The sequence below is a fragment of the Armatimonadota bacterium genome (assembly GCA_013359125.1).
Classification (GTDB): Bacteria; Armatimonadota; Fimbriimonadia; order Fimbriimonadales; family GBS-DC; genus JABWCR01.
Genome location: JABWCR010000023.1, coordinates 1 through 12,748, shown reverse-complemented (window position 1 = coordinate 12,748; position 12,748 = coordinate 1). Strand labels below are relative to the sequence as shown.

The 12,748-nt window shown below is 59.2% G+C and carries 14 protein-coding genes and 1 pseudogene; 10 read left to right on the top strand and 5 right to left on the bottom strand.

The window, feature by feature from the left end; genetic code table 11:
• Positions 1–13: 13 nt before the first annotated feature.
• The 4 genes from HUU60_10505 to HUU60_10490 are packed head-to-tail and all read left to right on the top strand — an operon-like array spanning position 14 to position 2,014.
• Complete coding sequence (locus HUU60_10505) at positions 14–946, top strand: Mu-like prophage major head subunit gpT family protein (GenBank protein NUL83138.1); 933 nt, start codon at positions 14–16, stop codon at positions 944–946.
• Positions 947–999: 53 nt separating this feature from the next.
• Positions 1,000–1,293 carry a hypothetical protein gene (locus HUU60_10500; protein ID NUL83137.1) on the top strand — a complete coding sequence of 98 codons (294 nt, stop codon included), beginning with the start codon at positions 1,000–1,002 and terminating at the stop codon, positions 1,291–1,293.
• Positions 1,290–1,706 carry a hypothetical protein gene (locus HUU60_10495; protein NUL83136.1) on the top strand — a complete coding sequence of 139 codons (417 nt, stop codon included), beginning with the start codon at positions 1,290–1,292 and terminating at the stop codon, positions 1,704–1,706. Before HUU60_10500 ends, HUU60_10495 begins: the two co-directional genes overlap by 4 nt.
• Positions 1,703–2,014 (top strand): hypothetical protein, encoded by a 312-nt coding sequence (locus tag HUU60_10490; GenBank protein NUL83135.1) that lies wholly within the window; start codon positions 1,703–1,705, stop codon positions 2,012–2,014. Before HUU60_10495 ends, HUU60_10490 begins: the two co-directional genes overlap by 4 nt.
• On the opposite strand, the gene HUU60_10485 is transcribed toward HUU60_10490, so the two are convergent.
• The 5 genes from HUU60_10485 to HUU60_10465 all read right to left on the bottom strand — a co-directional run bounded on the left by HUU60_10485 (position 2,011) and on the right by HUU60_10465 (position 6,652).
• Complete coding sequence (locus HUU60_10485) at positions 2,011–3,126, bottom strand: PilT/PilU family type 4a pilus ATPase (GenBank protein NUL83134.1); 1,116 nt, start codon at positions 3,124–3,126, stop codon at positions 2,011–2,013. The two genes, HUU60_10490 and HUU60_10485, sit on opposite strands and share 4 nt — an antisense overlap.
• The gene (gene purN, locus HUU60_10480) at positions 3,123–3,758 is read right to left on the bottom strand and encodes a phosphoribosylglycinamide formyltransferase (GenBank protein ID NUL83133.1); all 636 of its coding nucleotides are present in this window, start codon (positions 3,756–3,758) and stop codon (positions 3,123–3,125) included. The genes HUU60_10485 and purN overlap by 4 nt, the downstream gene beginning before the upstream one ends.
• 27 nt (positions 3,759–3,785) lie before the next feature.
• Complete coding sequence (gene acpS, locus HUU60_10475; protein ID NUL83132.1) at positions 3,786–4,136, bottom strand: holo-ACP synthase; 351 nt, start codon at positions 4,134–4,136, stop codon at positions 3,786–3,788.
• Positions 4,137–4,184: 48 nt separating this feature from the next.
• The gene (locus tag HUU60_10470) at positions 4,185–5,690 is read right to left on the bottom strand and encodes a lamin tail domain-containing protein (protein NUL83131.1); all 1,506 of its coding nucleotides are present in this window, start codon (positions 5,688–5,690) and stop codon (positions 4,185–4,187) included.
• A gap of 95 nt (positions 5,691–5,785) precedes the next feature.
• Positions 5,786–6,652 carry an HDOD domain-containing protein gene (locus tag HUU60_10465; protein ID NUL83130.1) on the bottom strand — a complete coding sequence of 289 codons (867 nt, stop codon included), beginning with the start codon at positions 6,650–6,652 and terminating at the stop codon, positions 5,786–5,788.
• Between the two features lie 141 nt (positions 6,653–6,793).
• On the opposite strand from HUU60_10465, the gene HUU60_10460 reads away from it, so the two are divergent.
• The 6 genes and pseudogenes from HUU60_10460 to HUU60_10435 all read left to right on the top strand — a co-directional run bounded on the left by HUU60_10460 (position 6,794) and on the right by HUU60_10435 (position 12,584).
• Positions 6,794–8,860, top strand: coding sequence for a glycine--tRNA ligase subunit beta (locus HUU60_10460; protein ID NUL83129.1), 2,067 nt, complete (start codon positions 6,794–6,796; stop codon positions 8,858–8,860).
• A 138-nt stretch (positions 8,861–8,998) separates the two neighbouring features.
• Positions 8,999–9,601: an SBBP repeat-containing protein gene (locus HUU60_10455; protein NUL83128.1), complete on the top strand. Its 603-nt coding sequence runs from the start codon at positions 8,999–9,001 to the stop codon at positions 9,599–9,601.
• Positions 9,602–9,691: 90 nt separating this feature from the next.
• Positions 9,692–10,303: a hypothetical protein gene (locus HUU60_10450; protein ID NUL83127.1), complete on the top strand. Its 612-nt coding sequence runs from the start codon at positions 9,692–9,694 to the stop codon at positions 10,301–10,303.
• Between the two features lie 48 nt (positions 10,304–10,351).
• Positions 10,352–10,723 (top strand): iron-sulfur cluster insertion protein ErpA, encoded by a 372-nt coding sequence (gene erpA, locus HUU60_10445; GenBank protein ID NUL83126.1) that lies wholly within the window; start codon positions 10,352–10,354, stop codon positions 10,721–10,723.
• Positions 10,724–10,791: 68 nt separating this feature from the next.
• A pseudogene (locus tag HUU60_10440) lies at positions 10,792–10,932 on the top strand (prepilin-type N-terminal cleavage/methylation domain-containing protein).
• 698 nt (positions 10,933–11,630) lie between these two features.
• Positions 11,631–12,584, top strand: a complete 954-nt coding sequence (locus HUU60_10435) for a cellulase family glycosylhydrolase (GenBank protein NUL83125.1) — start codon at positions 11,631–11,633, stop codon at positions 12,582–12,584.
• Positions 12,585–12,748 lie beyond the last annotated feature (164 nt).

Below are 12,748 nucleotides of genomic sequence, written 5' to 3'. Positions count from 1 at the left end.
GAGGCGATCTGAATTGCCAATTGTACGCTCGGACGTGATGCCCCTGCTCGAAGCAGGGCTTCGCGTCGACTTTATGAACGCTTATCGCCGTCGCTCGGATGAAGGCCTGGTCGGCCAGATCGCGACGGTCGTACAGACCACGCTGCCGACGCAAAAGTACGGCTGGCTGGGCAGCGCGCCGCTCATGCGCGAGTTCATCGACGAGCGCCTGCCCGCTGGCTTGCGCAGCGCCAACTACTCGATCAGCGACAAAACCTTCGAGGCGACCATCGCGGTGGACCGCAAGGCGCTAGAGGACGACCAATACGGCATGATCCGTATGCGAGCGCGAGATTTGGCCCGAGAGGCCGCTCGCCATCGCGAACAGACAGTGATCGAAACCCTGGTAACGGGCACAACCTCGGCCGGTATCGGCTACGACGGCAAACAACTGTTCGACACGACCCACAGCGAGGGCGACAGCGGCACGCAATCCAATCGCGCTTCGGCCGCCCTGTCCGCCAGCGCCTTGCAGGACGCCGCCTCGGCCATGATGCAGTTCAAAGACGACCGAGGCGCCATCATGGGCATCCGTCCCGATACGCTGGTAGTCGGTCCAGCGCTGCAATGGACCGCGCGCGAATTGGTCGAATCGGAAGTGGTCGTCGTCAAAGGCGCGGGAACGCAATACTCGCCCTACAAGAACGTGCTGCAAGGCAAGTTCCGCCTGATCGTCGCGCCCTACCTGATCGGATCGGCGCAGAACTACTGGTTTCTACTGGATACCAGCCGAGAGATGCGCGCGATCATCGTTCAAGAACGGCGCGACGTGCCGATCGAGTTCTTAGCCCTGGACGCGGCCAACAGCGACAGCGCCTTCATGCGAGATCGCTACCTCTTCGGCGCCCGATCCCGCTACGGTTGCGGATACGGACTGTGGCAGACCGCCTACGCCGGCATCAACTAAAACAACGGCCGCTCGATTTCGAGCGGCCAACCCTCGATCAAAAGGAGAAAAGCATGGATTGGACGGAAGTCGCAGGCATCACGAGCCTGTTGGTCGGATGGTCGCTCGTTGCGGCGCGCCAAGCAGCGCTCAGGATCGACCGATATGCGCGAGAAGCGCAAGAAAGACAAGAGGAGATCACAGAACGGTTTATCGACTTTCTGCAGGCAGCCTTGGAGCGCGCAGAAGATTCGACGCTCGAACTCAAGCGCGCTCTGTACGGAGTGGAGGCTGCTCTGGCCACGCTCACTGCAAAGTTGGAAGTCAAGCCGGCCGCCAAGAGAAACTCGCGGGAGATCCGCTCTTGATTACGGTAACCAGAAACGATGTGAAGCGAAAGGCCAGAGTATCCGGCACGGCCTACGATTCGGAAATCGACGCGCTGATCGACGAAACGGTGCCCGTTATCGAGTACGCGATCGATCCGGTCGTCCTGAACGATTCGACGCCCGGCCTTGTGGCGACGCTCGATCTAGCCGCCTTGGAGATCGTCTCCGGCGAATTTTTGGCCAGCCTGCTTTACGAGGAAGGCGCCATCGTGCCCTTCCAATTGGGCTGGCTGCGAACTCAGCCCCTAGGCGGTCGCGATCTGAATTTTAACGACCCGTTCGGCCTCAAATCGCAAGGCTGGCGCAGGCTGCGCCCCTACCTTCGCGCCGCACAAAAGCTCACAGCAAGATCGAACGAGCGAGTGTTCGTGCTCGAGGACGACCAATCATGACGCCCGTCCGATGGCTCGATCGTTGGCTGGCTCGATACGGCGAGGCGTTCGAGTATCAGTCGAACGAGCACATGGGACTGTTCCAGCCCGCTCCGGCCGATCTAATCCGGATGTTCTATAGCTTCCCAGAGCAGGATCTGCTCGTTCGGCCGCTGTTCGCGCTCTTCTTCAAAGCATCGCCGGTCATCGAAGAAGGCCAAACCATCGCATGGCGCGGCGCCAACTACACAGCGCTCAAGCAATACGAGGTCAGATCGCGCGATGTGCCGATCTATCAAGCCGTACTGTTGGAGCCGGACAAACCTTAAACGCCCAGGCTTACGCCCTTAATCTGATTCAGATCGCCGATCGGCTCGCCCAACTTGTTGGCCAGCTCCTCCGGTTCCTGCGCCACGCGGTACATCTCCTCGCGCGAGATGATCTTGTGCTGATAGAGAAACTGGAGGTGGTGGTCGAGAGTCATCATGCCCAGCTGCTGACCGGTCTGAATGGCCGAGACGATCGAGTGAATCTTGCGGTCTCGAATCATATGGCCGATAGCAGGGTTGCTGATCATAATCTCATAAGCCGATACTCGACCCGGCCGGTCGATCCGAGGCAGCAGAAGCTGCGAGATGATGGCGACCAGGTTCGTGCTCAGCTGAACGCGAATCTGCTCTTGTTGTTCCGTAGGGAAAACGTCTACAATGCGTTCGACCGTTCGCGCCGCTCCCGTGGTGTGGACGGTCGAGAAAACCAAGTGTCCGGTCTCTGCGGCGCGGATGGCGGCTTCGATCGTCTTCAGGTCGCGCATCTCGCCCACCAATATCACGTCCGGGTCCATTCGCAACGCCCGCACCACGCCTTCGTCGAACGTCGGCACGTCGGTCCCCACCTCGCGCTGGCTCACAACCGATGCCTTTGGCTCGTGGTAATACTCGATTGGGTCCTCGATGGTGATGATGTGCGTATCGCGGTTGGTGTTGATGTAGTCCGTCATCGTCGCTAGCGTGGTAGTCTTGCCCGATCCTGTCGGACCGGTGATCAGTACCAAACCTCTCGGTCGCCAGAGCAGCTGCTTAAGATGATCGGGCAGCCCGATGTCCTCAAAACTGCGAAGCTTATAAGGAATCAATCGGAAGTTTATCGCTACCGCGCCCTTCTGATAATAGGCGGCAACTCGGAATCGAGCGTTCTTGTGCGTGTACCCAAAGTCCGCCGTCCGCACGCGCTCCAACTCGTGGATGGCCTTGGTCGGCGCCACCTCTCTAAACAGCCGCTCGGTGTCTTGAGGGCTCAGTTCGCCAAACTCCTCTTCAAGCCGCACCAATCGCCCGTAAAGCCGAAGCGTCGGTGGCTCGTGCGAAACGATGTGAATGTCCGATGCGTCTCGCTCGTAGCAAATCTGCAACAGTTCGTCCGCGCTGGCGTATGTCCTCATGTCGTTGAAGCCTCCAAACCGGGCCGATCGTCCAGTAAGACGCGCCGACCCTCCAATCGCAATTTCTTTTCTGCAAACAATCGTACCGACGCGATATAGGCGTCGTGCTCGAACGGCAACAGCCGCTGCGCCCATTGCTCGGCGCTCTCCGACGGATCGGTCAGCACGGGCAACTGCAGGATGATCGGCCCAGCGTCGTACTCCTCGTCCACAAAATGCACCGTGCAGCCCGAAACCTTCACGCCCGATTCGACGACGGCGCGATGAACCCTGTCGCCATACATGCCCCGACCCCCAAAAGCCGGTAATAAAGAGGGGTGGCTGTTCATAATCCGACCTTGATAGGCCGCAACGACCGCGCTGGGCAGCTTTCTTAGATATCCGGCCAGGCAGACAAGGTCGATTCGCGCTTTGGCCAAAGCCTGCAACAAGGCGGCGCCATACTCCTCCTCATTCTCTCCAGGCTCGATCACTAGCGACCTATTCGACCTCGAAAGGGCTGGAGTCTCCGGCTTCGTGCCGATCACCAAGGCGATCTCGCCGTCGATCTCCCGTTGCCGGCAAGCATCCATCAACGCGCCGAGCGTGCTGCCCCGCGCCTTGCCCGAGACCAGCACGGCAATGCGAATCATCAGACGCTCTTTTCGGCGCAACGTCCGTCAATCCTGCCGTGCGGTCAGAATGCAAACGGCGACCGCCGTCCGAGCATCGTGAGAGATCGAAATCTGGCCCGCCGCTCCCTCCGCACGACCGGAGAAAGCTAAGCACGGACGACCGTTGCCATCCGGCAAGATCGAAATCTCTTGAAAGCTCAAAGGCGCGCCCCAAGCCTTGATCGCGGCCTCTTTGGCCGCCCATCGACCGGCCAAAAAAGCATCGTGCCGAAGCGAGCGAACGTAAAACTCGAACTCGGACGGCGTCAAGATTCTCTCGGGAAACTCGGGCTTGCGCTGTACCAACCGGGCAATTCGATCAACCTCAACGATATCGATGCCCAATCCCAGCAACATAAAGGAAAGCGTCCCGCCGCCAAGAGAGCGGCGGGACAGATTACAGATTTAGCAGCCGTCGCCGAACGTGCCAAGCACGATAGCCAGGTCCGTATCGTCGACAATACCGTCGCTGTTCACGTCGGCGGTGCAGTCGTTGCTGCCGAACGCAGTCAGAACGATCGCCAAGTCGGTGTCGTCGATACAGCCGTCGCCGTTCACGTCGCCCGTGCCCGCGGCAGGCGCGTACAGCGTCAGCCGGTCGATGCGCGGCGGGTTGGTGGCCAGGTTGCTGCCGACCGCCTCGCGGAAGCCGAGGTAGAACTGACCGCGGCGATTGGATACATCGTCAACGACGCCGCAGAAGGACGTGCCATCTGTCTTAGACCCGTACGTGCCGCCGAAGATGCCGCGAACCACACTGCCCTGAGCTTCGATCCGTAATCGGTACCATCCAGAAGCCATCGAGGTCAGGTCGATAGTGCCGAGCACGTTCCAAACGGTGCCCGTGTCGCCCGAGTTGCCGCCGTTCTTGGCGTCTACCAGGCGCAGCGAGTTCTCGGTGGCCGATTTCCTCCACACCCAAGCCAACCCAGTGATCGCACAGGCGCTGGCCGGATTGACAAAGGGCAGATTAAAGAAAGTCTCGGTCGTGCCCAAGATGCCTACCGCCCAAGATTCCAAGTCGGTACCGGCATGGAGCGCCGTGTCCAAGTAAACCCACATCTCAGCGCCAAGCGCGCCCGTAAAGTGGAAGTCGGTCGCCGCCGCGTTGCCGCCGCCGGCCCAGTCCCACATGCACATCGCGTTGCCGCCCTGGGGCGAAGCCGGAATGATATTCGGGTTGTACAGCACGAAATCGTCCATCGCCGTCGGATCGATGTATCGCGGATTGCGGAACGAACCGGTGAAGTCCGGCACCATCGCGCCCATGAAGTTATCGTCGAAATCGTACGATCGAGGCAAGCTGGGCGCCGCGGTCGGATTGTTGTTCGAGCCGGGCGTCCATATCTTCAGAGCAAAGTCGCGCCCATTGTTGTTGGTGTCGTAGCCGTCTTCCCATCGAGACAGGCTCTGAAAAGTCAGATCGGTTCCGGCCGCATCGCCGTCGATACTGGTGAAATTGCCCCAGAGCCCAAGACCCTCAAAGTGCCCGGCAGGGAAGTTCGATCCCTTGTTCGTCTCGTAAGCCAGGGCATCGATAATATTGCCGGCCGTGTCCTTTAGCGCCAGCCACTCGTTGTCGTTCTCCCACAGATTGTTGACGCCAACAATCTGGTTGACGTTGGGCACGACCGCCGAACCCAGCACGTAATACTGGCCAGGCTGAAGTGTGGTGCCGCCCGGTATCGTGTAGTCGGCGTTGTTATCGGTCAATGTGGCCAGATCGCCCGCTGCCAAGACCCAGCCAGAAATGTCAACCGGCTGATCGCCAGCGTTGTAAAGCTCGACAAACTCCTTATCGTCCGTGCCCGAGTCGTCGTACTGAAACTCGTTGATCACGATGCGACCCTGAGCAAAGCACGTCCCGACCAGCAGCGCGCCGGCCAGCGACGCAAATGCGAAACGCTTCATTGCGGAAACCCCCTTTCGATTTTGGTTCTCTACAATTCTACCCCGAATCTAGCCTATCCGAGGCTTGTAACCAATATCAAAAGGGGCCGCTAATCCTACGCTGCCTCGTCCTCGAAGAAAAGATCGTCCGACTCGGCGATCCGGGCCGACGCCGATTCCAGCGCTTCTGCCAGGTTCGCATTGGTCAGGCCGAGCACAGCCATGCAACGTTCGATCGGCTCTTCGTCGATTGGCTCCTGCTCGTTCAAAGGAAATCCGCACTTCGTCGCCAACCAGTCGCTCACATGAACGATCGCCACGATAGGGGAGGGCGGCGCGCTCGGTTCGTGGTGCATCCCAACGGCGTCTTGTATAGTGTCCGGCAAAGCCCACATCTTGCAGACCGCCTCGCCCAACTCGGCATGAGTAAAGCCCCACAGCGTCTTTTCCGCTTGATGGAACGAGACGCCTTCCTTAATCGCCTTTTTGCAAGCCTCTTCCCCTGCCTTGGGCGCATAGGCCGCGATCACGAGCTTGCCCATATCGTGCAGCAAAGCCGCCGCAAACGTCTCATCGGGATTGGCGCCTACCTTCGAACAAAGCCCTTGAGCGATAATCGCCGTCGCTAACGAGTGTCGCCAAAGCGCGCTCGGCTCCACCGTATAGCCCGGCAGCGTTTTGGATAGAAAAGGAAAAGTCCCGGCCAATAGCGAAAGACTCTTGACCGTGCGGCACCCCAACACCATAACCGCTTGGTCGATGCTGCCGATCCGGCGCGACATGCCGTAATAAGGCGAATTGGCCATTCGCAGCAACCTTGCCGCAAAGCCGTGGTCCTTGCCGATGATCAGGCTCAACTGCGCGGCGTTGGTCTGAGGATCGTCCGCCAACTGATACACCTTAAGCACCACGTGAGGCAAACTCGGCAAATCCTGCAATTTCGACAAAATGTCGTCCATTTTCAAAGCATTAGAAGCAGCCATTCTTTGCACAGTACGCTCCTTATAAAGGTTTCTTACTCTCGGCGTCATGACCGAAAGCGAGGCGCGGGCAAGGACTTTCGACTCCCGTTTTCTCGCGCCGAGGGGTTATTCCACATCGAACGCTCGGCTATAATTGCCGATATGACGGAGCAAGGACGCGACGACCTTCTGATCGAGCTAGGATGCGAGGAGATCCCCGCAGGATTCATGGCGGGCGCCTTAGAGCAGTTCCAAGAACTGATCGTACAAACCCTCCTGGAACTGCGCCTAAGCTGCGAGCGAGTTGACACATACGGCACACCGCGCCGCCTAATCGCCATCGGCAACCAGGTCGCGACCAACCAAGCGCCGACCACCAAAGAAACCCGCGGCCCGGCCAAAAGCGCCTGTTTCGACCCTCAAGGCCAACCCACCCAAGCCTTCCTCGGCTTCTGTCGCGGCCAGGGCATCCAACCCGACCAGGCCGAGTTTCGAACCCTTGGGGACGCCGAGTACGCCTTTGCTGTCAAACAAGACGCTGGCTTGCCTGCAATCGAAGCCTTGGCCAAAGCGCTGCCCGACAAAATCCTCTCCATGACCTTCCCTAAAACCCTCCGCTGGGGCGAAGGCAATATCCGATTCGCTCGCCCAATCCGCTGGATCGTCGCGCTCTTCGGCACCCAGATCGTCGACTTCGAGATCGCGGGCGCGCGCTCCGGACGTCTCTCTCGCGGGCATCGGTTTGCACATCCCGAAGAGTTCGAAGCCGCCGCGCCCAGGGACTTCCTAGCGCAGCTCAAAACCAAAGGCGTCATCGCCGATCCGAAACAGCGCGAGGAAACCATCCAGCGCGCATCCAAAGAAGCCGCCGAACGCATAAACGGCAACCTCTTGCTGGACGATGACTTGCTAGAAGAAAACGTCTACCTCACCGAAAACCCGCAACCCATCCTCTGCGAGTTCGACCGAGAGTTCCTCGCCCTGCCGCGAGCCTGCCTCGTCTCCGCCATGCGCAAGCACGAAAAGTTCATCCCTATCGAAGACCGGCAGGGAAGACTCATGCCCAACTTCGTATCCGTAACCAACGGCGGCGACCCAGATACGGTCAAGAAAGGCAACGAATGGGTCATGATGGCGCGATTCAACGACGCCAAGTTCTTCTTCGAAGAAGACCGCAAGCGCAATCTGCGCGACTTCCTGCCCGATCTAGAGCGCATCCTCTATCAGCAAAAATTGGGAACCATCGCCGACAAAGTTCGGCGCATGGAAAAAATCGCCCAGCAATTTGCCCAATTGCCCCAAGGAATTGCCGCGCTCTGCAAGGCCGACCTGGCCACCCAAATGGTCATGGAGTTCCCCGACCTGCAGGGCGCCATCGGGCGCGAATACGCCCTGCTGGACGGCATAGACCCGGCAATCGCCCAAGCGATCGAAGAGCACTACCGCCCTCGCTATAGCCTCGACGTTCTGCCCGATTCTGCGCTGGGCGCCACGTTGGCCGTGGCCGACAAGATCGACGCCCTGGTCGGCTATGTCGGTCTGGGCTTCATGCCCAAAGGCTCCACCGATCCCTACGGCCTCAAACGCGCCGCAAACGGCTGCGTCGAACTGCTGGCCGCGCATCCCGATTTTCCGGTACTGAGCCAGCTCTCGCGCTGGGCTTACGAAGCCTACCAAGAACAAGGGGTCGAGCTCAAACCTTTCGAGCAACTTTATACCGACCTTCAATCGCTCTTTATTGCCCGTTTGGACGCCTTCCTGCAGGAAATCGGCATCCGATACGACATCGCCCGCGCCGTGCTGAACGGCGATGAGGCCCCCGTCAACGACTACATACAACGGGCAGAGGCGCTCCAGTCGTTCGGCGGTCCCGATTTCGAAGCCCGCGTCCAAACCGCCACCCGCCCCGCCAACATCCTGTCCGCCGCCCTTAAAAAAGGCATTGCCATAGACGCCGACCTGACCAAGGTTGACGATAGCCTCTTCGAACATCCTACCGAACGGGCGCTGCACGAATCGCTCCAATCGATGCCCAAAACGGAGGACCCAGAAGAACTTTGGGAAGCGTTAAGAAAATTGGAAGAACCGATCAACGCGCTGTTCGACGCGGTGATGGTGATGGACGAGGACGCGCGCAAGCGCGACAACCGCCTGACTCTGCTCGCCTGCGCCGACCGCCTTTACCGCCGCCTGGCCGACTTTACGCAGATTGTATTGGAAGGCGAGTAAGGGAACAAAACTTCCGATGACGGCGTATTACGATACATCGATTCAACACGGAGGGTATCGCAATGCAACGGCAACAAAACGTTCTTCGCTCTGCCGCGGGGGGGTAAGCTCCTCTGCCTGCTGACCCTGTTTTCATCCATGATCTCCGGATCATACGCCCAGAGGAATCAAGACTTTACTTACTGTTGGGATCACAAACTGACCCAACACCCCAACGGCAAGTTTGACAAGGGCAAAGACGTTGCGACCTACTTGCCGCACAACGCTGTCTATGTCGTGGGCCAGACCAAAGGCGGCGACTATCACAGAGGGTTCGTCGTTCGATTGGAGGCATGCGGACAGGGAACCCGCGTCAAGTGGATCAAGTACATCGAGAGTTCGACCGGCAACGCCTCGGCGAACGCTGTTGCCGTTGACGGCGCCGGGTTCGTCTATGTTGCAGGCTTCGTTCATGTAAGCGGGGAAGGCCACAACGTCTTTCTCGCCAAGTACGAACCAGAAGACGGCGACATTTGGTTGGACGAACAGGCCTGCGGCAGTGCCGCAGTACCGTTTTTCATCACCTACGACCGGGACGACCAGGACGACGAGGCGGTCGATTTGGCGGTAACGCACGATGGACATGCCTTTCTGGCCGCGACGACCAAGGGCGGCGAGTTCGCTTCTACGGACGTAACCGTCATGCGGGCCAAAAAGTGCCCCATAATAGTTGACGACCCGACGCCTCATGTCGAAGGCTGAGAATGGATCGCGATCGACGAAACGGGCTCCAACGACAAAGCGATCGGGATCGGTCTTCAGAGCGCGCATATCGCTTATACGACGCCCTACGTGCTGGGTCAGGTCGCGGGCGACTTTGCCACTTACAAGCACAGCGTCTCGACCGGCGCGCAACAATGGAAGCGCGCATGGGGTTCGGGACAGCATACCGACATTCCCACCTCGATCGCCGTGCTCGCATCTGGACACGTCTACGTTGCGGGCAGCGCCTACACCAACTCGACCCGCAACTTCGACGCCGTGATTCTTAAGTACGATACGAACGGCGATCTTTCGACCTCCTGGGCGGGCAACGGCCAAACGCCCGACGACGACACCGTGGGCGTCAGGCGATGGAACGGCAACGCGAACGGGAACGACCGTTTCAACGCCATAGCCGCGAGCGCTGCGGGGCATGTTTACGCGACCGGGTTGGTTGTCTTTGAAACTCAGGCTGGCAACGAAAGCATACAGGGCAGAGGGTTCATCCTTACCGCCAAGTTCGTGCCCGTCGAGCGCGGAGACCTGGACCAAAACGGCTGCGTCGACGACCGAGACCTCGCCCTCCTGCTCGAAAACTTCGGCGCCGAAAGCGACCGATACGACGTCGACCGCTACGGCGTCATCGACGAAGCCGACCTGGCAGAACTCCTCCAAAACTTTGGAAAAGGCTGCCAGCCCTAGCCACAATCTAAGGTAGAATCGAGCCAAGAGGATATCAAGGAGCCAAACATGCCCATCACATTGACCGATAAGGCCGCGCAGGAAGTCAAAAACCTGCTGGCAGAAAACGATAAGCAAGGCGCAGCCCTGCGCGTCTGGGTGGCCGGAGGCGGCTGCTCCGGCCTGCAATACGGCATGGCCATCGACGAACAGGACGCCGAAGAGAACGACTTAATCTTCGAATCGCACGGCGTCAAAATCTTTATCGACCCCGGCAGCCTGCAATACATGGACGGCTCCAGCGTCGACTACCTGGAAGAGCAGTTCGGCGGCGGGTTCAAAATCGAAAACCCCAACGCCACAGGATCGTGCGGATGCGGCAGTTCGTTCCAAACCGAAGAGGGACAGAGCGGTTGCGGGTCGTGCGGATGCAACGGATAAACCGGCAACAATAGCAGGAATCGAAGGCCGGTCGCGTCGTATCATATAGAAAATCTGTAGGAGGATCTATGCTCAACCGAAAACGCCGCGCCTTTACCCTTATCGAACTGCTGGTCGTCATCGCCATTATCGCCATCCTCGCCGCCATCCTCTTTCCCGTCTTTGCCCAAGCGCGAGAATCGGCCCGAAAGACCCAATGCATCAGCAACCAGCGCAACTCGGCCGCCGCGGTGAGCCTGTACACGCAAGATTGGAACGAAATGTTCCCCATGGCCGTCTACGCCACCGCCATGGCCAATCAGCCCTGCGCCATGACCATGCTGACCGCCATCGAACCCTATTCCAAAAACAAAGAGATTTACACCTGCCCGTCCGAGCGAGAGGCCATCAACCTCGATCAAGGCTTCCGGGTCGCCATCAACATGCCCGAATGCGGCAAGCACACCTTCGTCAGCTACAACTTTAACTACGCCGTCTTTCCAGAAGGACGCACGCCGCTCAGCCCCAATCCGCCTCCGACCATCTCGGTCGCGCAGATAGAACTGGCCGCCGACACCGCCATGATCCACGAAAGCGATCTGGTGCTTCTGCCCGGCAGCTGCACGCGAATCGGCGTCAACTTTGTCGATACGCCGTTTGTCGCTCGCCATAGCGAACAAGGCACCGCCAATTATGTGGACGGCCACGCGGGCGTCGTCAAAGGCACCAAGCGCGTCGGCCAGACCGATTGCGAGTATTACGCCCCGCCCAAAGGCCCCAATCAAGATGCCGTCGTCAGAAGCCCTTGGTGCATCAACAGCGATTCGTACAGCCGACCGTGCAACAGCGCCAATCGCCTGCCGTGCCCATTCCAATTGGAAGGCATCATCTCGGAAGACGGCCAGGGCAAATGCTTTAAGTACATCCGATGAGCAAACTGCCGCGCTGGCGCGGCTTCAATCTCGACAATCGCTTTCATCAGGATTACGCCAACCGCCCGTTCCGCCGAGAGGACTTCGACCAAATTGCCGAATGGGGATTCGACTTCGTTCGGTTCCCCATGGACTATCGAATCTGGACCGACAAAGGCGATTGGACGCGCCTGTTAGAACCCGAACTGAAAAAAATAGACGAGGCCATCGATTGGGCGGCGCGGAACAAACTCCATGCCCAGCTCAACTTCCATCGAGCGCCCGGATACACCGTCAACGTCCCGCCCGAAGCCAAATCGCTCTGGCGAGACGAGGACGCGGTCAACGTCTGCTGCCTGCACTGGGCGGCCTTCGCCAAGCGGTACAAAGGACGGCCTAACCTCAGCTTCAACCCGCTCAACGAGCCGGCCAACGTCGGCGCCGAGCCGCACAAAAAAGCCATGACGCGAATCGTCGAGGCGATCCGAAAAGAAGACGATAAACGCCTCATCATCTGCGACGGACGCGATTACGGGGCAGTACCCGCCGAGGAGCTTCTATCCCTGAACGTGGCGCACAGCACAAGAGGCTATCAGCCGTTCCAACTGACCCACTATCTGGCCGAATGGGTAGCAGTGGCCAAAAACTTCCCTAAGCCCGAACGGTTCGAGCCCCGACAGGCCGATGAGATATGGGATCGCTACTACCGCCCCTGGATCGAGTTCGAAAAGAAGGGCGTCGGCGTCATGGTCGGCGAATTCGGCTGCTACAACAAAACGCCTCACGCCGTGGTCCTATCCTGGATGGAAGAGATGCTGAAGCGATGGAAAACCGCAGGCTGGGGCTGGGCGCTCTGGAACTACCGCGGCACGTTCGGCATCCTCGATAGCAACCGTTCCGACGTTCAATATCGAGACTACAAAGGCCAAAAACTCGATCAAGCAATGCTGAACTTGCTCAGGCAGCACTGAAGCGGATCGCAGCCCGATTGGGAGGGCGAGCGTCCCCGCGAGCCCAAAAGACCCGTCGGGAGGGCGAGCGTCCCGCGAGCCCAAAAGACCCGTCGGGAGGGCGAGCGTCCCCGCGAGCCCAAAACGGACCCGTCGGGAGGGCGAGCGTCCCCGCGAGCCCAAAA